19 protein-coding genes are annotated in these 23,806 nt (G+C 62.6%); 6 read left to right on the top strand and 13 right to left on the bottom strand.

The features are described from left to right. Positions 1–20 precede the first annotated feature (20 nt). Entirely contained in the window at positions 21–860 is an 840-nt protein-coding gene (locus tag J5Y21_RS07110) for a sulfurtransferase (protein ID WP_210574011.1), read from the bottom strand. 14 nt (positions 861–874) lie between these two features. After that, on the bottom strand, positions 875–1,276 hold the full coding sequence (locus tag J5Y21_RS07105) for a DUF4265 domain-containing protein (protein ID WP_210574010.1): 402 nt from the start codon (positions 1,274–1,276) through the stop codon (positions 875–877). A 324-nt stretch (positions 1,277–1,600) separates the two neighbouring features. On the opposite strand from J5Y21_RS07105, the gene J5Y21_RS07100 reads away from it, so the two are divergent. After that, positions 1,601–2,530 carry a hypothetical protein gene (locus J5Y21_RS07100; RefSeq protein WP_210574009.1) on the top strand — a complete coding sequence of 310 codons (930 nt, stop codon included), beginning with the start codon at positions 1,601–1,603 and terminating at the stop codon, positions 2,528–2,530. A 184-nt stretch (positions 2,531–2,714) separates the two neighbouring features. Here the strand turns inward: J5Y21_RS07100 and clpB are convergent, their stop codons facing one another. Further along, a complete protein-coding gene (gene clpB, locus J5Y21_RS07095; RefSeq protein WP_246875040.1) occupies positions 2,715–5,339 on the bottom strand; it encodes an ATP-dependent chaperone ClpB in 2,625 nt (874 codons plus the stop codon). A gap of 608 nt (positions 5,340–5,947) precedes the next feature. Here clpB and J5Y21_RS07090 point away from each other — a divergent pair. Continuing rightward, positions 5,948–6,637 (top strand): HTH domain-containing protein, encoded by a 690-nt coding sequence (locus J5Y21_RS07090; RefSeq protein WP_210574008.1) that lies wholly within the window; start codon positions 5,948–5,950, stop codon positions 6,635–6,637. Here the strand turns inward: J5Y21_RS07090 and J5Y21_RS07085 are convergent. After that, the gene (locus J5Y21_RS07085) at positions 6,634–7,980 is read right to left on the bottom strand and encodes a sodium/glutamate symporter (RefSeq protein ID WP_210574007.1); all 1,347 of its coding nucleotides are present in this window, start codon (positions 7,978–7,980) and stop codon (positions 6,634–6,636) included. The two genes, J5Y21_RS07090 and J5Y21_RS07085, sit on opposite strands and share 4 nt — an antisense overlap. A 72-nt stretch (positions 7,981–8,052) precedes the next feature. Between J5Y21_RS07085 and J5Y21_RS07080 the strand changes: the two genes are divergently transcribed. After that, a complete protein-coding gene (locus J5Y21_RS07080) occupies positions 8,053–8,823 on the top strand; it encodes a hypothetical protein (protein ID WP_210574006.1) in 771 nt (256 codons plus the stop codon). Here J5Y21_RS07080 and J5Y21_RS07075 read toward each other — a convergent pair. Continuing rightward, on the bottom strand, positions 8,820–9,599 hold the full coding sequence (locus J5Y21_RS07075) for a nitrilase-related carbon-nitrogen hydrolase (protein ID WP_210574005.1): 780 nt from the start codon (positions 9,597–9,599) through the stop codon (positions 8,820–8,822). The genes J5Y21_RS07080 and J5Y21_RS07075 overlap by 4 nt on opposite strands. Positions 9,600–9,691: 92 nt before the next feature. Between J5Y21_RS07075 and J5Y21_RS07070 the strand changes: the two genes are divergently transcribed. The 3 genes from J5Y21_RS07070 (at position 9,692) to J5Y21_RS07060 (ending at position 13,001) form a co-directional block, all read left to right on the top strand. Continuing rightward, positions 9,692–9,949, top strand: coding sequence for a hypothetical protein (locus J5Y21_RS07070; protein ID WP_210574004.1), 258 nt, complete (start codon positions 9,692–9,694; stop codon positions 9,947–9,949). Further along, positions 9,949–11,124: an alpha/beta hydrolase gene (locus J5Y21_RS07065; RefSeq protein WP_210574003.1), complete on the top strand. Its 1,176-nt coding sequence runs from the start codon at positions 9,949–9,951 to the stop codon at positions 11,122–11,124. The genes J5Y21_RS07070 and J5Y21_RS07065 overlap by 1 nt, the downstream gene beginning before the upstream one ends. Positions 11,125–11,243: 119 nt before the next feature. Continuing rightward, positions 11,244–13,001, top strand: a complete 1,758-nt coding sequence (locus J5Y21_RS07060; protein WP_210574002.1) for a pyruvate dehydrogenase — start codon at positions 11,244–11,246, stop codon at positions 12,999–13,001. Here J5Y21_RS07060 and J5Y21_RS07055 read toward each other — a convergent pair. From J5Y21_RS07055 to J5Y21_RS07020, 8 genes are all read right to left on the bottom strand, one after another. After that, positions 12,998–15,358, bottom strand: a complete 2,361-nt coding sequence (locus tag J5Y21_RS07055; RefSeq protein ID WP_210574001.1) for a hypothetical protein — start codon at positions 15,356–15,358, stop codon at positions 12,998–13,000. The genes J5Y21_RS07060 and J5Y21_RS07055 overlap by 4 nt on opposite strands. Position 15,359: 1 nt before the next feature. Beyond that, positions 15,360–16,856 carry a YPDG domain-containing protein gene (locus J5Y21_RS07050; RefSeq protein WP_210574000.1) on the bottom strand — a complete coding sequence of 499 codons (1,497 nt, stop codon included), beginning with the start codon at positions 16,854–16,856 and terminating at the stop codon, positions 15,360–15,362. A gap of 99 nt (positions 16,857–16,955) precedes the next feature. Further along, the gene (locus J5Y21_RS07045; RefSeq protein ID WP_210573998.1) at positions 16,956–17,345 is read right to left on the bottom strand and encodes a helix-turn-helix transcriptional regulator; all 390 of its coding nucleotides are present in this window, start codon (positions 17,343–17,345) and stop codon (positions 16,956–16,958) included. Between the two features lie 15 nt (positions 17,346–17,360). Next, positions 17,361–18,575 carry a molecular chaperone DnaJ gene (gene dnaJ, locus J5Y21_RS07040; RefSeq protein WP_210573996.1) on the bottom strand — a complete coding sequence of 405 codons (1,215 nt, stop codon included), beginning with the start codon at positions 18,573–18,575 and terminating at the stop codon, positions 17,361–17,363. Positions 18,576–18,730: 155 nt separating this feature from the next. Further along, complete coding sequence (gene grpE, locus J5Y21_RS07035; RefSeq protein ID WP_210573994.1) at positions 18,731–19,417, bottom strand: nucleotide exchange factor GrpE; 687 nt, start codon at positions 19,415–19,417, stop codon at positions 18,731–18,733. Between the two features lie 14 nt (positions 19,418–19,431). Then, a complete protein-coding gene (dnaK, locus tag J5Y21_RS07030; protein WP_210573993.1) occupies positions 19,432–21,285 on the bottom strand; it encodes a molecular chaperone DnaK in 1,854 nt (617 codons plus the stop codon). Positions 21,286–21,727: 442 nt separating this feature from the next. Next, a complete protein-coding gene (locus tag J5Y21_RS07025; RefSeq protein ID WP_210573992.1) occupies positions 21,728–22,558 on the bottom strand; it encodes a hypothetical protein in 831 nt (276 codons plus the stop codon). Between the two features lie 141 nt (positions 22,559–22,699). Next, entirely contained in the window at positions 22,700–23,545 is an 846-nt protein-coding gene (locus J5Y21_RS07020) for a hypothetical protein (RefSeq protein ID WP_210573991.1), read from the bottom strand. Between the last annotated feature and the right edge of the window lie 261 nt (positions 23,546–23,806).

Raw genomic sequence — 23,806 nt, 5'->3', positions numbered from 1 at the left:
CCAGCGCATAGCTGCACAGGTTAAATGTCGCGCTCGACGGGGTTCTTCGGGTTGGCGGACCACTGGGACCAGCCGCCGATGAAGTGGGTCAGCACGGGCAGGCCAGCGTGAGCGAAGGCGGCGAGCAGTTTCGAGGAGTGGTTACCGGAGCCGGAGTAGACGATGGCTTCGGCGGGGTCCGTTGCATGGGTGATGCCGAACTTGGCCATCACCTCGAGGATCTCCTCGACGGGCTTGATCAGGCCGTCCTCGGTGAAGAGATCTTCGACAGGCACAGTGCGGGCACCGGGAATATGGCCGGATTTCAGGTCGAGGCGCTCGCGTTGGCCGACGAAGCGGGGGGTATCGCGGGCGTCGATAAGCATGCCCTTGAATTCACGCACGTCGTCGATTTCTGCGGTAGGAAGCTGGCCCGGCGCGACTTCGAGTTCGGTGCGGACGGAGACGGGGCCGGGGCCGGCGACTGTGTCGAAGCCGGCGCGCTCCCACGCGGGGAAGCCGCCGTCGAGAATATGCACGTCTTGGACGCCTGACCAGCGCAATGTCCACCATGCGCGGGCGGCGAACTCGCCGGAACCGGTGTCGTAGATGACGACCGGGCGGCCGGCCTCAATGCCCCACGAACGGAACGACTGCTGCAAGTGCTCCGTCGACGGAAGCGGGTTGCGGCCCACCTGCGAGCCGGGCGTGCCCACGAGGTGATCGGCCGGGTTGCAGTACTGGGCTGTCGGGATGTGTTCGGACTGGAATTTCGACCACGCGTTGCCCTCGCGGGCATCCCACAGCGAGGCCAAAACGGTGAGCTTCTTGCCGGTACGGATCTGTTCACGCAGGTCTTCGGAGGACACGAATACGCTCATGGCGCCAAGTGTAGCTACGCCAACGAGATGATGCCCTGCGCCTGGAGGCCCTCAAGCCACTCACGGATGCCTTCGCTCGGGGCATCCGCGCTTATCGACGCCCCCAGCATGCCCCCCGGCCCCACCTCCACCCGGCACCCGAACGCGAGCAGCGTCTCCGGGATGTCCGTCGGTTCCGGCGACTGGATCAGGATCCGGACTGTTTCCGCCCCGCCGCTGACTACCTTGCGGTTGACGTGGAACTGGCCGCCGACCTTCACGCATTCGACGATGTCGCCGACGTTGATGCTCGTGTCCAAAAACGGCACGGACGCGACGACGAAGTGCCCGCCGCCCAGGTCGTGGGCAGCTAGTTCCTCGTTCTCCACACCCGGCAGCGGGGTCCGGGTGACGATCTTCGTGGTCAGTGGCTCCATGCCGGAGATTGTAGTGCCGAAGCCCTTTGTTCCTGTCGCAACCCGCGTCTATCGTCACTCAGCCCTGCGACGGCCAGCTCGCCCAGCCGCCTTTCCGGCGTTCGGTAACTATTCAACGGTAATAATGCCCTCTTTCAGACCCCTATGTCGCCTATAAGAAACCTAAACCCCACGGTTCGCTTCATCATTGTTACCGTTCGCAAATTCGGCAGCGCGGGTCGACCCTCGCCCCAGCTAGGCCACGCCTCATCATTAGCCGAGAATGTCTACTGAAATGTACATCGTTGCACTGCACGGCAGCCAAGCCCAGTCCACAGTGAAGTCATGGACAAGAACGAAGCCATCAACAAGCTGGTAAATCTCCGCGCAGCCAAAGCGGGCCACCCTGCATGGCACCAGCTCGAATCAGGTGTGCTCACTCAGTTGGCCCCCACCCAGGCCATCCCCAGCGAGTATTACCGCGAACTCAAACGATACGAGCAGCAATGGCTTCGTGCAGTCGCCGTCGGAAGGAGTAAAACCCGCGCTGTTCTCATCGGCCGGTCGGCAGCACGCATTCACGGAATGTGGGTCGTGCCACGCACACCCGAACTAGTGGAAACCACCCTGGGCAGCAACGGGTACAAATCCGCCCATAACACCCCGAAGGGGCAGACTTTCCGCAAGCTCACCGTTTCGCCCAAGCAGATCATGCTTGTCGACGGCATCCGCGTCCTCACCCCCTTCCGAACCGCCGCCGACATCGCTGCCCAGCACGGATTTATCGAGGGCTTGGTCGCGATGTCGTGGCTGAAGTACCAAAAGATGTCCCACCGATTGATGATGCAAGCCGCTCGTGATCTCGGCCCCATCCGCGGCATCGGCAATGTCCGCGCCGCGATTCAAGCCAGCAGCGCGCGATCGCTCTCTCCATTCGAACCCTATGCACAAGGTCTGTTCCTCGAGGCCGGCATCCCTGTGCAGATGCACGTGCGCATGCCTATCGACGCCCACCGCCACATCGAAGTCGACCTCCTCGCCGGGCCGAACGGTGAAACCGTCGTGGAAATAGACGGCGGAGTCAAATACGACGGGACAACCTACGGCGGGGTGGAGGAAACCCTCCGCAAAGAGCGTCACCGGGAGAACCTACTGAAGAACTTTGGCCACCCCGTTATCCGTCTCACGCCCAGGCAGCTCATGTTCGAGCCTGATTACTGCATATCGACGGTCCAAACAACCATCACCCGTGAGCAACAGCGCCGCGGCTTATAGGCTGTCCCGCCAAGCTCGCGCGCCCCACCAAAACGGCAAACGGTAACAATCAAACGGTAACTTTGCCCCACCAGGAACCTTTATGCCTCTCCTTTAGTACCTATCGGGTGGCGGTTACCGTTTGATTGTTACCGTTCGCCAATTCCGGAGCACGACAGGAGCGCCACCCCCTTATCGTGGCGGCTTAGTCAGCTGCCTTCGTGACTGTCAGACCAGCGGTGTCACCGACAGAAACATCATCATCGGAAGCCTCCTCGCTACCGGAAGGCTGAGCAGCCGGGTCAGCCACGCCGGCATCCACCAGCACCGTGTCACCGTCGCGGATCGCGCCGGCGAGCACTTCCTTGGCCAGCTTGTCGCCGATCTCCTTCTGGATCAGGCGGCGCAGCGGGCGGGCACCGTAGGCCGGGTCGTAACCGCGGTCGGCAAGCCAGCGCTTGGCGGCGTCGGTGACATTGAGGGTCAGGCGACGCTCGGCCAGGCGCTCAGCGAGGCTGCGCAGCTGGATGTCGACGATGCCGACGAGCTGCTCCTGGCTCAGCGGGTCGAAGACGACCACGTCGTCGAGGCGGTTGATGAACTCGGGCTTGAACGCGCGCTTCACCGCTTCCATGATCTCGTCGTGGGTGCCACCGGCGCCCAGGTTGGAGGTCAGGATGATGACGGTGTTGCGGAAGTCGACGGTGCGGCCTTGGCCGTCGGTAAGCCTGCCCTCGTCGAGGACCTGAAGCAGGACGTCGAAGACATCGGGGTGGGCTTTCTCGACCTCGTCGAAAAGCACGAGGCTGTACGGGCGGCGACGGACAGCTTCGGTGAGCTGGCCGCCGGCGTCGAAGCCGACGTATCCCGGAGGCGCACCGACGAGACGCGCGACGGAGTGCTTCTCGCCGTATTCGGACATGTCGATGCGGACCATCGCGGATTCATCGTCGAAGAGGAACTCAGCGAGCGACTTCGCCAGCTCAGTCTTACCCACGCCCGTCGGGCCGAGGAACAGGAAAGAGCCGATCGGGCGGTTCGGATCCGCGATCCCGGCGCGCGAACGACGCACGGCATCGGACACCGCGACGACAGCCTCATTCTGACCGACAACGCGCTCACCCAGCACAGACTCCATATTCAGGAGCTTCTCGGTCTCGCCCTCCATCATCTTGCCAGCGGGAATGCCCGTCCAGCTCGACACGACCTCGGCGATCACGTCCGGGGTGACTTCTTCCGTCAGCATCGTTTTATTGCTTATCGACGCCTCCCGCTCCGCCGCAGCCACCTCTTCCTCCAGTTCCGGAATGCGGCCGTAACGGAGCTCGGAGACCTTCGCGTAGTCGCCGTCGCGCTCCGCGATCTCGGACTCGTTGCGCAGGCGCTCCAGCTCTTTCTTGGCGTGCTGGACCTTGTCGATCTCGCTCTTCTCGTTCTCCCAACGAGCCTTCATCTCGCCGAGCTTCTCGCGCTGGTCAGCAAGTTCGCTGCGCAGTGCCTTGAGACGCTCCTGCGAAGCAGCGTCCGATTCCTTCGACAACGCGATCTCCTCGATCTCGAGGCGGCGCACGACGCGCTCCAGCTCGTCGATCTCCTGCGGGGAGGAGTCGATCTCCATGCGGAGGCGCGAACCGGCCTCGTCGACCAAGTCAATGGCCTTGTCCGGCAGGAAGCGGTTGGTGATGTAGCGGTCAGACAAGGACGCGGCAGACACGAGTGCGGAGTCCTGAATGCGGACACCGTGGTGCACCTCGTAGCGCTCTTTGAGTCCGCGGAGGATGCCGATGGTGTCTTCCACCGTCGGCTCGCCGACGTAGACCTGCTGGAAGCGGCGCTCCAGGGCGGCGTCTTTCTCGATGTACTTGCGGTACTCGTCGAGCGTCGTCGCACCGACCAGGCGCAGCTCGCCGCGGGCGAGCATCGGCTTGATCATGTTGCCTGCGTCCATCGAGCCGTCACCGGTTCCGCCGGCACCGACGATGGTGTGCAGCTCGTCAATGAAGGTGATGATCTCGCCGTCGGACGACTTGATCTCGTCCAGCACGGCCTTGAGGCGCTCCTCGAACTCGCCGCGGTACTTCGCGCCGGCGACCATCGAGCCCAGGTCGAGGCTGATCAGGGTCTTGCCCTTGAGGGACTCCGGAACGTCGCCAGCCACGATGCGGCGGGCGAGTCCCTCCACGATGGCGGTCTTGCCCACGCCCGGCTCACCGATGAGCACCGGGTTGTTCTTCGTGCGGCGGGACAGGACCTGGACCACGCGGCGGATCTCGCTATCGCGGCCGATGACAGGGTCGATCTTGCCCTCGCGGGCACGCGCCGTCAGGTCGGTGGAGTACTTCTCCAGAGCCTGGAACTGGCCCTCCGGGTCCTGCGTGGTCACCTTCTGGTGGCCGCGGACGGACGGGAAAGCTGCCTTGATGGTGTCGTAGGTGGCGCCGCGCTTCTTGAGCAGCTCGGCTGCCTCGTCGTCGCCGCGCGCGATACCGGCGAGCAGCACCTCGGTGGAGACGTATTCGTCGCCGAGCTCACCGGCGAGTTCCTGCGCGGCGTTCAGCGCATTGAGGCCGTCACGGTTGAAATTCGGGTTGGCCATGTTCTGGCCCTCGGCCTTCGGGTAACCGTCGACGATCTCAGCGGCTTCCTTTTGCACCGTCGCCGGGTCGACGCCGGTCGCCTTGAGCACCGGTGCTGCGATGCCGTCTTCCTGCTCGAGGATCGCCTGGAGCAGGTGCGCTGGCCTAATGTCCGGGTTTCCGGCTGCGGATGCACGCTGCAGCGCCTGCTGCAAAGCCTCCTGAGTCTTGGTGGTGGGGTTGAACGAGCTCATGGGCGTCTCGCTCCTTTCCTAATTCTCGATTTGCTGTGCTTCTATTCGTCCGAACTTAGTTCGTCAATAGGCACAACGCCGCAGAAGTTGAGTCTGTTCCACTCAAGGCGAAAATAATGATTTCCATCGGTTTCGGTCAGTTTGAAGCCTCAGATCGTGCCTTCGTTCTGTCCTTCCGGGAGGCTTTCCGTGTTTTTCGGCTCCACGAATAACAGCTGGCACTCGAGGGACCTCCATATATATTGCTCCCGACGATTGCGGGCACTGCCGCCCTCAATAGCACTTACAGGGCCATTGCCCTGCGAAAAGGAAGCTCTCAATTGCGGACAACTTCCTGGCATCGCAAGACAATATCCGTCACCCCGGCATCTCGGCGGCGAGACTGTCCTCAATGCACACAATCAAAACTGCACGTCATATGCGCCACGACACGCAACGCGGGCGTTTGTGTCCGCAATAGCCTTCAGCGCATCTTCCACCTACAGAGTCCCCAACTGGAAAAGAGTGCCCACTGGAAAAGAGCGCCCACTGGCAGAGACTGACCGTCTAGTCGACGGGGAGTCGCAATATAAGTCGCGGACGGAATAGCTGGTGGCTAGCCGTGGGCATTGCTCACTGAAGTAGACACTCGCGCCGAGCGCACATGGCCTGTTCTTCCTAAATTCAGAATCGCACCAGAAAAACACGGTGCGCAGCTGATTGTCGGCGAGCTACGTCAACCGCATCGGCGGGAATCAGTACCAAAAAGCGACGAGGAGAAAAACAGCATGCACGGCGATCTCATTCCGGAACTACCTCCCCATCCATCTGAGGCCGCGATTGAGGAAACGGAAAAATACCAGCGCAAAGAGAAAGTCGCTCATTTCTTACGCGGAGCGGAACTGATTCGGCTGTTGCAGATTGGGCGGCCGATGGAGGGAGGGGAGTTGGCGGGAAGGGTTGGCGTCGATAAGCGGACGCTGCGGAGGTATATCGCGCATTTGCGTGACCTCGGCTTCAACATCACCTCGAAGCCCGGCGCCAACGGCGGCTACACCATGGAGCATTGCGACACGGTTCCTCCGCTGACGTTCACCGACGACGAATTGGAGGTGATCATGCTGGCGCTAAGCTCCACCGGCTACCCGGGGGACGAGCTGACGGAGCGTTCGGGACAGTTGACGCAGCGAATCAGACGGCTGCTGCCTCCGCATCAAAGCGCAACACTGTCATCTGCGGGAGACCAGCGCTTCTTTCAGCTGATGAAGTTCTGGGGAGCGTACAACAGGGAGCAGAAAGCCGAGGCAACCGGCAGCTAGCTGCTCGTGGCTCCGGCGGATTTCTTGACGGGAACCCACTTGAGGGCGAAGCTCATCACCAGAATGCCGACGGCGACGACGGTGGCGACCCAGCCGAATGGGCCGGTGAAGGAGGCGAGGACGGCAATGGGCCCGAGGATGTTCATGCCGATCTCGAAGGGGCCGAAACCGACATACGCCACGCCGTATTCGTTGAGGGTGCCGGACTTGAGCTTGGGGTCGACCATCTTGAGCAGGGCGATACCGGTGGCGACGGCGGCGGTGGCCCAACCCCAGCCGAAGATACCGCGCTCAATCCACTGTTCACCGAAGTAAAGCGGCGCCATGACGAGCAGATAGAAGAGACAGAAGATGATGCCGAGAACGAAGAGCAGGATGAGCGCCTGCCAGTAGGCGGCCAGCGCGGCGGGCGCGATGGAGGCGATGCCGAAGGCGATCATGTAGTCGGTGGCGGCACCGGAGATGGCGGTGACGGTGTCCTTGTCCAGGTAGTTCGGCTTCTTGAACAGTCGCAGCAGGCCACGGCCGATGAAGCCGATGACGAAGGACAGGGCGAACAGCGGGATGGAAACGTTCTCCCACCTGTTGGAGATCAGCGTGTTCACCATGTAGGCGAGGAGCACGGTGAACACAATGAAACCGCTGTGGAGAGCAAGGGGCTCAATCGACGACGGGTTGGTCGTGGCTTTACCAATGGAGGGACGCTCAGCCTCGTCCTCGATATAGCCAGATCGCAGCTCCTTCGGCAGATCTCCCTGCAGCTCGGTGGTCTTGCCCTTTCGGATGCCCCAGTTGGAGACGATGACACCGCCGATGATGGCTACGAGGGTGCCCACGGTCGCGGCGGTGAAGCCGAGGGCGGAAGCGGCGGCGGCGCCGGCGGTGTCCTTGAGGGCGGAACCGGCGGCGGCGGCGGTACCGAAGCCGCCGACGAAGCCGACGGGCAGCATCATGCCGAACCAGTCCTCGGTACCGAATACCGGCTTGAACAGGTAGACCCCGGCAAGCACGAACAGGCCCCACTGGAACATGAACATCGTGGTGGAAAAGGCCCACATATTGCGCGCGCCCTTGGCCACGGACCCGCCGAGGTCCATGGAATACGCCATGGAGGCAAACACCACGGCGATGAGAATAGTGGTGTAGTCGCCGATCTGGTCGGAGAACGACGCGACTTTCAACACCTCAGGCCCGAGGATCAACCCGATGAGACCAGCGGTAATGGGTGCTGGGAGCAGGAGTTGCTGCAGCACACGGACACGCTGGCGGAGAATGTTGCCGATGATGAGGAGGACGGAGATCCACCCAACGTCGACAAGCAAGTCATAGACTGTGAATTCCATGAGCCGAACCTTTCGCGTGGGAGCTATCGCGGTTAGCTTAGCGTGCAGGCGCGACACATTACCCTTTGAAGCATGGACGAGCTTGTGAGTTTTTCGGAGACCGAGCGCAGTGAGCTGGAGTTACAGCTTTCAAGGAGCACAGAGGAAGCAGGCACGCTTATCGACGCCCTGCTCAACCCCTCCCTGTCCTCCACCACGGCTTTAGACCGCCGCCGTTTGGGCCTGCCGCCGGAGTCCTACGAGGAGCTGGTGAACCCGCTGGGTGAGGCGCTACTCAAGGCACTGTGGGACCGTCCGCACGACATCGAGCCGATCTGGGAGAAGATGACGCGCGGGCTATACGCGATGGCGGATGCCGCACGCGAGGCCGACCTGCAGGGCATTCCCGCGGCAACAGCGGCGCAGGTCATTGGGGTGGAGGAGCTGCGCGGGAACGGGACGGACATGCTCGCCATCTACCTGGAGGCGCCGATGCAGGTGGAATACCTTCCGGGCCAGTCGCTTCCGGTGCTGGTGCCCGGCGCATACGGGGAGCGTGGCGAGTGGCACGACCTTGCACCGGCACTGCCGTCCAATCAGTTCGGTCAACTGGTGTTCTATGTGCCCAACTGGTGGCGGCGGCCGGCGATCGGCGAGTACTGGACGTGCGGGAACGCGCGGGGCGAGCAGATGGTGCTGCCCGGACACAGCGTCATCAATGCGACGGGAAGCCGGCTGGCGGAGGTGAGGGCGGCGGTGTTTGGGGGCGTCGATAAGCGAATTGAGCTTGTTGTCGATGTCCGTGATCCTGCCCTGGAATCCTTGGCGAGCGCGGTGGATTGGCTGGCGTTGCGGCGCGTTTAAAGGATCGGGACGGCGGCGCGGCGGCGGCGTGCCTCGGCAGGGTCGATGTCGACGACGATGACCTCCTCGTCGAATCCGCCCTGCGCGAGGACGGTCCCATTGGGCGCGACGGCGAGGGAATGACCGACGCCGAGCGGGTCTGAATTATTTCGGGCCCCGGCGGAACCTTCCGGATTCGCCTGATCCGGAGCGATGATGAACACCCCTGCATCGAGCGCGCGGGCACGCGAAAGCGCGATCCATTCTTCGACCTTATTTTCACCTCCCGCCCAGCTCGTGGGCACGACGACGATCTCGGCCCCACGGCGCGCGAGCTGTTGGAAATGGTCGGGAAAACGGATGTCGAAGCAGATCGCGGCACCCACCGTCGCGCCCTCGTGGGTGAAGGTGACGAGCTCGGTTCCGGGCTCGACGTTGTCCGACTCGCGGTAGTTGGCGGTGTCGAAAGTGTGAATCTTGTCGTAGCCTTCGTGCAGCTCAGGACCAGTGATCAACGCGGTATTGCGCACGCGCCCGTCGCTTGCGGGCCGGAACATGCCCGCGACGATGGTGACGCCCAGCCCCTCCGCGAGCGTGCGCAGCCCGGTCGCGAATGCGCCGTTGAAGTCCTCGGCCTGCTTGTGAAGCGGGCCGGATTCGAATGCTTGCGAAGACGCCTCGGGGCACACGATGAGCGTCGCTCCTTTGTTCGCGGCGTCGCGGATACGTTCGCTCAGCGCGGCGAGGTTGTCAGCGACGCGTTCTGAAGCGGTGAATTGCACGAGTCCAATACGCATGGGAACCAAGGGTATGTGGATAAGTTTTCAAATTCCACAGGTTCATTTGGCCACCGTTGTGCATCAGTGCTGGTTGTCGTTGTGTTAAGGGCATGAACCACACAACGAATTTCGTTCAAGCACCGACCACCGACCTCCCGACGCTGCCCACCTGGACCGACCCTGAGCTCACCGATTTAGCAACCCCTAGCCTGACCAGCGCCGCGCTCGCCGCCGCTCACAGCGCGTTAACCGACGGCGTGGACACCCGCACCGAGAGCGTGCGCACCCACGTCGAGGATTTAGCCGCATTCGTCACTGCCATCCGCGGGGTCGACGCCGATCACGCCTGCGCATTCAAGGCGGAATAATGCTGGTCACATCAGAACTTTCGGCCAGCTCAGACGCGTTGCGGCGGGCAGCGGGAACCGTGCGTTCGCGTATCGACGACACCGCTGCCACCCGCACCTCCATCTCCAACGCCGGTCTCGCCGGCGAGGCCGCGGACGCGGGCTTGGACAAGCTCGCCGACCTCGGACGCGCGTTGAGCAATCCCGCCGACACAATGGAGAAAATCGCGGAAATTCTCGAAGAAGCCGCTGTCGCCCAGCACATGGTCGACGTGAGCAAAGAGTCCCTGGCCGCGACATTCGTGCCGCCGCATCTTCGCGTCGCCCACGAAAGCACGCTGGCCGCGTTGTCCGTATTGGAGCGCCTCCTCGATAAATCCTGCTCCGCCTCGATCTCCCAAGAATGCAAGCTCGAACACGAACAGGACTTAGACCGCCTCGTATTCCACCCGGACGAACCGTTGTCCCAGATCAGCGCACGGCTTCTGGAAACCGCGCCCGCCTCAGTGCAAGACGTAGTCGCAAATGCCGACGGGATCGTTCTCGAGGGCGGGCCCGATGGGTACAGCGTCATGATCGGCGTGGAGTACGACGAAAACGGCGAACCGATCCCGCCGCAGTCGGTGACCACGGTGGTCTCCGGCGTGGGTTCGGGCGAGCCCGAGAAATTCGCCCTGGCCATGGAAGAGGCCCAAGCCGTCGCGGAAGCCACCGGCGGTGCCGTGGTGGTCTGGCAAGGCTACTCCGCTCCCCCGACACTGATTGAAGGCATGTCGCGCATTCCCGCCAGCGCCGGCGCGGACGATCTGGCGGCGTTTCAGTACGCCATGGAGGAGCGCTTCCCGGACTCACGGAAAGTCGTGGTGGGCCACTCCTACGGTTCGGTGGTGGCCGCCCGCGCCGCCGAAGAATACGGGCTGTTCGCCGACGAGCTCTATATCGTCGGCTCGCCCGGCGTCAGTGCCTCCCACGTCGACGACCTCACCTTATTCACCGATGACCCGAAGGTCACCGTCGCGGATTCGCCGACCGACCCGATCCTTTTGCTGCGCTCCCCGTTCAGTGCCCTGCACGGCACCGACCCGGGCACCGCACGCTTCGGCGCCGAACGCGTACCCGGGATCCGCGGCGGCCACACCGACTACTACGAAGACGAAGCATTCCTGCGGGCGCTCGGGGAATCGGCGCGGGGATAACACGCGTTTCAGGACGCGAAGCCGGAGCATTCTACAGCACACAACAGCCGTCGGGGCGGAAAATGGAAAAAGCGTACACTAGGGTGCCGTAAATCTAAACGCATAAATGGAGGAAAAAATTGGCTAAGGATTTCGCGCACCAGATCGTGGAAACGCTAGAGCGCAACGGCGTCAAGCGCATTTACGGCCTCGTCGGCGACTCCCTGAACCCGGTGTCCGACGCAGTGGCTGATTCGAATATCGAGTGGGTTCACGTCCGCAACGAGGAGGCCGCCGCCTTCGCCGCCGGCGCCGAGTCCCTCGTGACGGGTGAGCTCGCTGTCTGCGCCGCATCGTGCGGCCCGGGCAACACCCACTTGATTCAGGGTCTTTATGATTCGCACCGCAACGGCGGGAAGGTGCTGGCCATCGCCTCGCACATCCCGAGCCAGGAAATCGGCTCCAACTTCTTCCAGGAGACGCACCCGGAGCAGATCTTCGCTGAGTGCTCCGGCTACTGCGAGATGGCTAACTCGGCGGAGCAGGGTGCACGCATCCTGCACCACGCTATCCAGTCGACGATGGCGGGCAAGGGCGTGTCCGTCTTCGTCATGCCGGGCGATATTGCCAGCCAGGATGCCGCTGATGTGCCGCTGCTCGAGTCCACCATCGCGCGTGGCGACGACAAGCGCGTTTTCCCGGATGCCGGTGAGGCTGCTCGTCTGGTTCAGGCAATCAACGAGGCAGATACCGTCACGCTGTTCTGCGGCGTGGGTGCAGCTAATGCGCGCGAGGAAATCCTGCAGCTCGCTGAGAAGATCAAGTCCCCGATCGGCCACTCCTTCGGCGGCAAGATGCACATCCAGTACGACAACCCCTTCGACGTGGGCATGAACGGCCTGCTCGGCTACGGTGCCTGCTACGAGGCATCGCACGAGGCCGACCTGCTCATCTTGTTGGGCACGGACTTCCCGTACAACGATTGGCTGCCCACCGACAATGTCGCGCAGGTGGATATCAAGGGCGAGAACATCGGCCGCCGCGCCAAGGTCAAATACCCGGTCGTCGGCGATGTCAAGAGCGTCATCGAGAACATCCTTCCGCACGTCGACGAGAAGAAGGACCGCTCGTTCCTGGACAAGATGCTCAAGGAGCACGCGCACCTGCTCGAGACGGTGATCGAGAACTTCGGCACCAGGACGAAGACGAAGGCCACCCCGATCCACCCGGAGTACGCCGCAGAGCTTATCGACGAGCTGGCCGACGACGACGCCATCTTCACCGTCGACACCGGCATGTGCAATGTCTGGGCTGCCCGCTACATCACCCCGAACGGCAAGAAGGACGAGCTGGCGTCCTTCCGCCATGGCACCATGGCTAATGCCGTCCCGCAGGCAATCGGTGCGCAGGCGGCGGACCGTGACCGCCAGGTGATCACCTTCTCCGGCGACGGCGGCGTGTCCATGCTGCTCAGCGAGCTGATCACCGTGCAGCAGCACAATCTTCCGGTGAAGATGATGGTGTTCAACAACTCCAGCCTCGGCATGGTCAAGCTGGAGATGATGGTCGCCGGCCTGAAGGAATTCCAGACGGACCACGCCCAGGTGAACTACGCCAATATCGCCGAGGCAGTGGGTATCAAGTCCTTCCGCGTGGAAAAGCCGACGGATCTGGAAAAGACCATCAAGGAGGCCTTCGCCTACGACGGCCCCGTCTTGGTCGAGATGGTCACTGACCCGGACGCTCTGTCCCTGCCGCCGAACTTCGACTGGACCATGATCAAGGGCTTCACCGAGTCCGCGGTCAAGACGGTGCTCGACGGTGGCATCGGCAACATGGTCGAGCTGGCCCGCTCGAACCTCCGCAACATCAAGGGCGCCGCGGCGATCGAGTTCTAGCGTCGCGCGCCCGGCATCGCGGGCAGGGCCACGATTCCGACCAGGCCCGCGATCGCCGCGATCAGAGCGAGGACCGCGAAGACGATACCGGCGGTACTCGACCCCTCTGAGATATTCGCTCCCGGGGTCGTGCCAGCACGCCCGCTGGTATTGTCACCGTTGTTTCCGTCCTCCAGATCAGTACCCTTGCTCGTCGGCGTGAGCACGCTGCGGGCGAGGGTTTTCTGCTGCGCGGATGCCTTCGGGTCAGCGAGCACCTGCTTGAGCACCTCTTCGGCCTCAGCGGCGGTGTAGTCGAGAACGGGCACGGTGAGGGTCTCGCTGTACTGCTGCTCCCCCGACTCATTGACCACACGGAACGACACCGGCAGGGAGGAACCGCGGAAATCCGCGGGCAGGTTCACGGGGATGGAGACGGTGCGCTTGGGGGACGCAGACGCGGCGTCGTCAAGCGGAATGCCTTTGACCGTGAATTTCTTGCGCCATGTCTTGCCGCCGGCGTAGCTGACTTCGAGCGTGAACGTGTGGTCCTCCCGGCCGAGGTTGCTGATCTCGCCGGTCAGGACGTTATTGTCGCGGTAGGTGGCCACGCCGTTGATGTGGTCGCGGCTGTCCACGAGGCGGAAACCGGCCTTGCCGTTGTTCTTGTTGGCGGCCAGCGCCTGGAGCTCGCGAATCGTTGGCACGTGCTCCGTATGCTTCGACTCAGGAGCCACCGCCCCTGTCGCGCGCCCGATCACTCCGTCGTAGAACTGCAGGTTATCCCAGTCGGGCGGGACGGTGTAGTCGCCGAGGTAGCACGGCTGGCCGGTGCATGCGGCGGGCAGCTCGTCGCTCGAGTGCGACTCTTCGAAGGAGTACCCGAAATGGGAGAACTGGTAGAGGTAGTTCATCGTGGACACGTAATTGGGCAAGTAATTCTGCCCCTCCGGGTCCGCGATCGACGCCACGCCGGTGTGGCTGAGCCCGAGATTGTGACCGAGCTCGTGGAGGATCGTGTTGCGCAGATGCTCGTCGTTGGTCATGTCCTTCGGTTTGGACACGAAGAACGCGCCGCCAGGTGTGGAACCGGCGCCCGAAGAATCGTCGCCAGGCATGATCTGATCGCCGATGATGCCGAGACGGAACACGGACTTTCGGCCGCCGAGCAGGCGGGTGCGGTCCGCCGCGAGTGCGCTTCCCACGTCGCCGTTTTCCGCGTAGTACTGCGAATATGACTCCGTCGGGCCGCCCTTGAGCTGCGTCGGGTCCGTGGTGAAGTTGTTGTACCAGGTACCTGCGTCGATGTGAAGGTTGTAGCCGCGCGCCTTGAAGAGCTCCACCAAATCATTCAGCGACTTGCGCGAGGGCCGGTACTCGTTCTTATTCGCCGTCGCGCACCCGACGAATTCGTTGAAACCACGCACGGAGCGTGCATACGCATCATCCGAGCATCCGGCCGTCGCAGCTTCCGGTTGCATCCAGTTGAGCTGCAGGAATAGATCCGGCTTCTCAGGGGTCGCACCCCAGCGAGCGAGCTCGAGCTGCTCTGCGGAGCCGGCGGGGGTGAACGCGCTGCGCTCCCACTCATCGGGAATGCCGTCGCGGTCGCGGTCGATGGCCTTCGGCGCAGCTTGCGCGCTCACCGTGATCGAGCCTGTGAACGTCTCGCCCGGTTTCAGCGGACGGAACCAGCGACCTCCCTGCAAGCGCGCGCTTCCCTCGCCGGCTTTCGCTTTCGTGCCCTGTTCGCCGTACTTCGCGTCGGACCACGTGCCATTTCCGCCGGAGAATCCGGTGGCTTGCGGGTCGCCGCCGAAGTCGACGGTGACGTCGTACTGCGGGTTCGTCGTCCGCGCGACGATCGGCTGCACGCCAGCGGTCGCGTCGAATGTCGTCGACGAGTACATTCCGGCGTGCGTCAGATCGACCTGCATCGCCTGGATCTGCGACGTCGTATTTTTCATCGTCGCTTCGAGCGTCGCCCGCGCACCATCGAAACGGTAGGTGCGCACGAGCTCGATGCCAGTTCGCTTATCGACGTTACGCAGCTCCACCACTTCCGCATTTCCCTCCCTGCGGGTCGTGGCCGTCGATGCGTCGGTAAACGATGGCTCATCGCCGAGGTAAATGCGGCTATCCAGGCGCGTCCGCAGAATTCCGCCGTCTGCGAGCGGGTCTTGGAACGTCAACGTCGCGCGTCCTGTGCCCGATTTATCCACCTTCGCGCTCAGAACTTCCGGGCTACCTGCCTGCACATTCTGCCCTGAATCCTGGGTGCCCGCCGCTGGTTCAGCGGATGCGGAATGAGGCACCACGACTGCCTGCGTGATCAAACTAGCGCTGGTCGCAAGCGCTACTGCGGTAATTCGACGCATGTCACCACCCCTTCGGCAGGTAGGGGCGCAGCTGCTCCGGCAGGTAATCCTGCAGGACGCGTGCCGCTCCGGTGAACATTCCAATGATGCCGGTCACCACGGCGAGAATCCCGATGATGGCCGCCGTGCATTCCTTCGCGGAGCTGGTGCTCGATGCTTTCACCGCGCACATGCGGTCGCCGTCGTTGCCGGTCACATCGAGCGGAATCTTCACGGTGCTCACCGATCCGTCCGGGTAGGTCACCTGCACCACCGGGTCGACTGGTTCGGTGCCGCCGGTCGCACCCGTGAAGGTGAGCTCGCCTGTCTGCTCGTTCACCTCTGCATCCTTGAGAGAGCCGGCTTCAACCAGCGTGAAGCGCGTTCCTTCGGGGAGTTCCCCCGGGATGCTCGGGGTCACCGAGAGCATGTCGCCGTCTCCGGTCGCAGCGCTGACCTCCGGGAAGCTCACGCGGCGTTCGCCCGATTCCGCCTTGCCGTCTTTCAGGCTCACCTCGGCCGTGAATTTGGACTGGGAGCCGTCGGCGTACAACGCGGCCGTCGTGAAGCTAAGCGGCTGGTGCTCGCCCTCCTTCGGCGCAGTGACCGACAGATCGCCGGACGCCGCGTCGACCGACACAGTCCACCCGTTCAAATCTTCCGCAGGCGTGTGTGGGTAGAACAGCACGTCCTTCGGAAGATCACCTGCAACCTGGCGCACCGTGATGGTGCCGCCGGGCACGACCTCGCGGCCCGCCTCGTAGTGCGGCGTGAACATGTCTTCCTGCAGCTTATTCTTCAGCTGGAAGGTCGCGGTGAACGTGCCCTTGCTGCCGTCTGGGTAGGTGGCTATGACACCCACCGAGACCGTCTCCCCCGGCTTCGCCGTCGCCGGGGAAGTCAGCGTGACGCGGCCGAGTTCATCGACTTCCGCCACATCTGCGCTTTTCTCGTCCACGGCGAACGTGGTGCCCTTCGGCAACGGCTGGTTTTCGTAGCGGACACCGTCGACCACACGCGTGGCTGTCGGCGCCAAGGACGTGCCTTTGTCGCCGATCCGCGCGAAGCTCTTCGGGTACTTGATCGAGTACTCGCCCGAAATGAACTCCTCATTGACCAGCGGAGCATCCTCGGACTGGCCGACTGGGTCACGCTCCACCACCGTCACCGGGACCGTCGACGTGTGGGTCGGGTAGGTGTACACCACGTTCACGACTGTGCCCGGCTCGAAATCGAATTGGTACACACAATTATTGATGCTGGCCTGGTCAGTGCAGCGGTGGAGGGAGGTGCCGGCGGGGGCAGACGTGCCGTCGATAAGCGTTGCGTCTGTGGCGAGGACGAACTCGATGCCCGTCGGATCGTATTCACTCGTTGCCTGCGCTAAGCCCCCCTGCGGGACCTTGTCCGAACTCTTCGGCAGCGCCTCCTGCGCCGCGACCGTACTTGGAAGGCTAAGAGCGAGGGCCGCGGCGGTGGCGATCAGCCCGCGGCGGCGGAAGGAAACGTGACTCGGCACAGCGCGGGCCCTTTCGATGCGGCATTCAATTCAAGCGGTGGATATCCCACCGAGGAATTGTGCCAGAAACCCACGCTGCGCGGGTAATTCGCTCCTGATTCAACCGCGTTCGCGGCGCGCGGTGCGCGACCACGTCACCACCGCCGTCGAACGCGGCACATGGACGAGCTCCCCGCCGCGCCGCGGTGCGCGAGCGACCCGTTCACGGAGCCGCGCATTCTCGTCTTCGAGATCGTCGATGCGTTCGGCCATCTCAATGATCGTCTTGATGCCGGCCAAATTCACGCCTTCTTCCTGCGAAAGGCGCTGAATCGTGCGCAACCGCGAGATATCGCGCTGCGAATAGCGGCGCCCGCCTCCCGACGTGCGCATCGGGCTGACCAAGCCCATCCGGTCGTATGTGCGCAGGGTCTGCGCGTGCATGCCGGTGAGCTCAGCGGCGACAGAGATGACGTAGTACTCGTCGACAGCGTCGTCTTTCTTATTCATCTACGCATCACCTCCCTACTGGGACCCAGACCAGCCGGCGCGCGGGTTGAAACCGGAGTCCTTCTCCGCCTGGGCGTAGGTGCGCAGCGCGCTCGTCGCCGTGGCGTCCAGGTTCTTCGGCACCTCCACCTCGACGGTGACCATGAGGTCGCCCGCAGTGCCCGACTTGCGCGACACACCGCGTCCCTTCACGCGCAAAGTCCGGCCGTTCGGCGTGCCCGCGGGGACCTTCACCTTCACCGGGCTGTCCAACGTCGGCACCGTGACAGCGCCGCCGAGGGCCAGCTCCGCGAAGCTCACCGGCACCGTCACTTCCAGGTCATCGCCGTTGCGGGTGAACACCTTGTCCGGCGTCACCGTCACATTCACGAACAGATCGCCCGCCGGCGTGCCGTTCGGGCCCGCCTCACCCTGGCCGGCCAGGCGCACCTTCTGCCCGTCAATCACGCCGGCGGGAATCCGCACAGTGATCGACCGGGTGCGCCGGACCGTGCCGCTGCCCGAGCAGGTCTGGCACGGATCCTCAATGATCTGGCCGGTGCCGCCGCAGCGGGTGCACGGCCGGGACATTCCGAACGCGCCCTTCTGCTCGCTGACAAAGCCGGAGCCACCGCAATCCGGGCACGTCGTGGTCTTGCCCGTCGCCGAACCAGAGCCGTGGCAATCGGTGCACGGTGCCTCGCCGGTCAACTCGACCGGGATCGTCGTGCCCTTGACCGCTTCACGGAAGTCGAGCGTTATTTGCGTTTCGACGTCGGCCCCCCGCGTCGGCCGAGCACTCCTGCTAGTGCCGCCGCCGCGGTTAAAGAGGCCACCGAAGATGTCACCAAGACCGCCTTCCGCAGAAAATCCTCCGCCTTGTCCAAACGACTGTCCGAATCCTGCGTCGCCGAATCCGCCGGTCCCGAAGTCCGACGTGGTCGTCGTCGTGCGAAACCCGCCCGGAAACCCGGAACCTCCTTTCCCCCCGAAGCGCATGAAGCCTCCGGAGTTCATCATCGACTTGAATTCGTCGTATTCCTTGCGCTTCGTCTCGTCGCCGAGGACGTCGTACGCCTCCGCCACCTTCTTGAAACGCTCTTCGGCCTGCTTATCGCCCGGGTGGGAATCCGGGTGATTCTCGCGCGCCAGCTTGCGGTACGCCTTCTTGATCTCAGCCGCGCTTGCCGACGACGACAGCCCCAGGTCGCCGTAATAGTCCTTATTCGCCCATTCCTGCTGCATAGCCATGTGCGCCTCCTCCTTCCATTCCTATTCTGTTGTGTTCTGCGTCTATTTTCACTGCTAAAAACGTTTATCTATGTAAAACGCGGCCGAGGCGGGAATCGTCGACGTCGCTGATGTCTAAGCTTCCCTCCCCGGCCGCGGTAATGCGCTACTGAGTTTTACTCAGCGCTACCTTCCGGTGCGTCCCCGCCATCTTCCGGGTCCGCGATGATCACCATCGCGTTGCGAATCAGACGGTCACCAACGCGGTAGCCCTTCCGCAGGACAGTGCCGATCACCTTCTCGTCGCCCTGCGACAGGTCCTGCACCGCCTCGTGGATCTCCGGGTCGAAAGCCTCGCCCTCCTCGCCGAAGGCCTGGGTCTTCTGACGCTGCAAGACTGCCTGCAGATTGTCGGAAAACGCCTTCAGCGGGCCGTCGGCCAGGTCGCCGTGCTGGCGGGCGAGCTCCAAATCGTCGATAAGCGGGAGCAGCTCCGTGATCACCTTGGCCTTGGCGTCATTGGCGATCTGCGTGCGTTCGCGCTCCGTGCGACGACGGTAATTCGCGTACTCGGCCGAGACACGCTGGAGGTCCTCCGTGCGCTCAGCGAGCTGAAGCTCCACATCGGAGACCGCCCCGTTGCCATCGGCGTCCGGGTTGACCTCGCGCTCCACGTCATCCAACGCGTCGGCGAGCTCAGCGTCGAGCACCTCTTCGTTCGACAACGGGTCATCCCCAGCCAGCGCCTCAGATTCCGCAGCCTCCTGGGCCAAGGTCTCCGACTGGTCCGGGCTGATGTACTCGTCGTCCGTGGCCTCGGGCGCGCCCGGGTTATCGGGCATCTGCTCGTTCGGGTTGGTCATCGGTGTGCCGCTCCTTACTTGTTGTCGGAGTCGTTGGAGTCGTTCTCGTCTTCCTCGACGACCTCTGCGTCCACGACATTGTCGTCAGCCTCAGCCGTTGCGTCAGCCTGCGTTGCGCCGGCGTTCGCATCAGCCTCGTAGATGGCCTTGCCCATCTCCTGCGACTCAGTGGTCAGCTTCTCGACGGCAGCCTTGATCGCATCTAGATCGTCGCCCTTCAGAGCCTCGTCGACCTCGTCGGCAGCAGCGGTGACCTTGGTCTTGATGTCCTCGGAGACCTTGTCGGAGTTCTCGTCCAGGAACTTACGGGTCTGGTATGCCATGGACTCCGCATTGTTGCGGGTCTCCTGCTCCTCGCGGCGAGCCTTGTCCTCGTCAGCGTGAGCCTCGGCGTCCTTGACCATGCGGTCGATCTCCTCCTGGGAGAGGCCGGAGCCCTCCTGGATCTTGATCGTGTTCTCCTTGCCGGTGCCCTTGTCCTTCGCGGTCACGTGAACGATGCCGTTGGCGTCGATGTCGAAGGTGACCTCGATCTGCGGGACACCGCGCGGTGCCGGAGCAATGCCGCCGAGCTCGAAGGAGCCGAGCAGCTTATTCGCTGTTGCCATCTCGCGCTCGCCCTGGAAGACCTGGATCTGCACGCTCGGCTGGTTGTCCTCAGCCGTGGTGAAGGTCTCCGAACGCTTCGTCGGGATCGTGGTGTTGCGCTCGATCAGCTTGGTCATCACACCACCCTTGGTCTCAATACCCAGGGACAGCGGAGTGACATCGAGCAGCAGGACGTCCTTGACATCACCGCGCAGAACACCAGCCTGCAGAGCAGCACCCAGAGCCACGACCTCGTCCGGGTTCACGGACTTGTTCGGGTCCTTGCCAGTGAGCTCCTTCACCAGGTCGGAGACAGCCGGCATACGAGTGGAACCACCGACGAGCACAACCTGGTCGATATCGCCGACGGACATGCCAGCATCCTTGATGACCTGGTTGAACGGCTCCTTGGTGCGGTCCAGCAGATCAGAGGTGATCTTCTGGAACTCGGTGCGGGTCAGGTTTTCGTCCAAGAACAGCGGGTTCTTCTCGGAGTCCACCGTGATGTACGGCAGGTTGATGGACGCCTGCTGTGCGGACGACAGCTCAATCTTGGCCTTCTCCGCGGACTCGCGCAGACGCTGGAGCGCCATCTTGTCCTTGGTCAGGTCAATGCCGTGCTGGGACTTGAACTTATCTGCCAGCCAGTCGACGATGCGCTGATCCCAATCGTCGCCGCCCAGCTCGTTGTCACCGGCGGTGGCCAGCACCTCGACGACACCGTCGCCGATCTCGAGCAGGGACACATCGAAAGTGCCGCCACCCAAGTCGAAGACGAGAATGGTCTGCTCCTTATCGGCCTTCTCCAGACCGTAAGCCAGTGCAGCCGCCGTCGGCTCGTTGACGATACGCAGGACGTTCAGACCTGCGATCTGGCCGGCCTCCTTCGTGGCCTGGCGCTGCGCGTCCTCGAAGTACGCCGGAACAGTAATGACTGCATCGGTGACCTCATCGCCGAGGTACGCCTCCGCGTCGCGCTTCAGCTTCATCAGCGTGCGCGCGGAAATCTCCTGCGGGGTGTACTTCTTATCGTCGATATCAACATTCCAGTCGTTCTCGCCCATGTGGCGCTTGACAGAGCGGATCGTGCGGTCAACGTTGGTCACCGCCTGGTTCTTAGCGGACTGGCCGACCAGGATCTCGCCGTTCTTGGCGAAAGCCACGACCGACGGAGTGGTGCGCGCACCCTCCGCGTTAGCGATGACGACCGGCTCGCCGCCCTCGAGCACGGAAACAACAGAGTTCGTGGTGCCAAGGTCAATACCTACTGCGCGTCCCATTGTGTGAATGTCCTCCTGAGAATTCGGTTTATCGAGTGTTTTCGCTTCGTTGAGTCGAGCCCGTTTCGCAGGTTGACTGCCATTCGCTCAACTTCTGGTAGCAACTGTACCACCGACGGGCGACATACTGTCACAAGGTTGAGCTTGGCTCACTCAATCCTTACAACTCACGCACATTCAAAGTTGTTCCACCTTCACTCAACTTTCTTTATTTGCGCTGGTGGAGAGCACGTGGCCGGGCCTCATTCTCGTTGTTAACCCCAAATGCGAGTTACCCCAGGACAGCACTTTGGCACCGAAAACACCGACCTGGGGAAGCTAAGTTTTGGGGTTCACATCCTGCCCGGGCCCCCACCCCAAGCACACCGAAACAGCAGAAAACCCCGGGACCAAGGCTTCCGCGATGCGGAGCCCGGAACCGGGGTGAAGCAGAATCAGCCGATTATTTAGCGAAGTACTGGTCCACGATCGGACGCAGCGAGAAGCCAAGGAAACCGGTCAGCAGGAGAAGGCCAGCGAAGGCTGCACCAATGGCGATGCCCAGACCCTTCAGGGACATGGAGGAACCCGCCGGGACGGAGCTGGACTCACTCTTGCCGTCGGTGCAGGCCTTGAGGGACTTGTTGTACGCGGCAACCGGGGCGGCGACCTTCAGGACGTCATCCTGCACAACCTGCTTGGCGGTTTCAGCAATCTGGTCCGTGCCGCCCTGCAGGATCAAGGCCCAGACTGTGGCACCGGCGACGTTCTTGAGGTCCAGGCCGAAGACCGCCGCACGGTCCTCCGCCTCTTCCTGGGGGAGAGTGAGCGTGGTGTCGGTGATCTTGTCGGTCTTCGACGCCTTCATCAGTCCGACATACAGCCAGTAAGAGTCACCTTCGTAGGTAGCGAGACGACGCTGGGCCTGCGCGACAGTACCCTTCGTGAACAGTCCGCCCTCAGCCTTGGCGTCCGGATCCTCTACCTCGGCGGCGTACTCGCGGACGAGCTTGATGTCCGCGTTGCGCTCTTCCTGGGTGTACGGCTCGATTCTGGTGCCGGTCGTCTCAGTCTTCTTCTCCAGGTCAGTGAAAACCTGGTCAGCCATTTCGGTGTAGAGGTTCTTGTACGCCTCGTTGATGCGCGACTTGTCGTTCTCCGTGTAGGAGATGGTGCACTTTTCAGTCTCAGCGTTGTAGTCGACGGTATAAGCATCAGCGGTGGGGACGGAGACAGCGCCGGCGGTGACGGCAGCAGTGGTGGCAACGGTCAGCGCAATGCGACGGAACTTCATGGCGGGGCGGCCTTTCGGTAAAGGGCTGGAAGTGTTGTTTTTAAAATTACAACACGCGCTAAGCGGTTACCCACCTAGTGCACATATTTCATCCAGCTTTTATTCAGCCACCCCCGATGGCAGCCCCACCCCGGGCACGAACTAGCGGATCACGCCGGCGTTCTTCCAGAAGTTAGTGAAGAAGTCGTTGACCAGGGGGCCGACAGCGACGGCGATCAGGCCGAGCAGGGCCAGACCACCAAGCACACCGCCGGCGACGACACCGACGAACTGGTCGGTATCCAGGCTGGAACCTTCCTTGATCTTGCCGGTCGAAGACTGCCTCTTCTCGCAGGACTCGAGGGCCTTTTCGTAGCTCTTAATGGTCGGCTGAATACGGGGACCGAGCTTGTTCAGGGCCTCGCCAGCCATGTCAGCTGCGTCGCTGATCTTGAGGCTGCCACTGATGATGCCCCACAGACCCGGCGCGACAAGGTCACCAGTCTTGACCGCGCCAGCCCCCTTCATCTCGCCGGCTTCCGCAGGAGTGATCTTCAGGGTCCGATCCTCGAGAATCGGCTTGCGCGACTGGCGCAGGTAGGTGCCGGCCATGTGGTACGGGCCAGAGTTCTTGCTGATATCCAACGTCGCGAGCTTGCGCTGCGCATCACCGACGTCTTTTCCGTTGTACTTCGTGCCCAGGTGCCAGGCCAGCGGGTCCTTGTCCGGGTTTTCCTTCGCCCACGGGTACCAGACATCCGCGGAGGCACGGTCCTTCAGACGGTCAGCAGAAAGGTCCGCCATCGTTTCAAAAAGCAACTGGTATGCACCGTTGATGTTCTCCTGCTCCTTGGCAGTGAATTCAAGCGTGCACATCCCTTCGCTGCTCCCGGCTTCTTCGTGGGTCTGGTAGGTGTTCTCCCACGCATTCGCGGGCACGGCGACGCTCGCGCTGACCGCGGCGGTAAGGGCAACAGTGACAGTTGCACGACGCAGGAAACGAGACATGGCGGACAGTTCCTTTCGGTAGCAAACCTTTATTTGAAAAGCATGCTACGCAACGGACATTGTTTTTTCAGGGAAATCAAAAATTTCTGCCCAGAATCTTCAACCTGGCCTCCCGCAGCCGCACTGCGCGCAACCCGTGCTCCCCGCGGAACCGCATAATGGCTGCTTAGCAGTGTTGTGTTTCGCGCCATCTCTGGCAGAATGCTTGTTCGTGACTGAACATAAATCAGCGCGCAACGCGCAGACAGACGGGACGAGCGA

Source organism: Corynebacterium sp. Marseille-P3884, from assembly GCF_017942225.1.
Classification (GTDB): domain Bacteria; phylum Actinomycetota; class Actinomycetes; order Mycobacteriales; family Mycobacteriaceae; genus Corynebacterium.
This window is presented reverse-complemented; position numbering and strand designations above follow the sequence as displayed.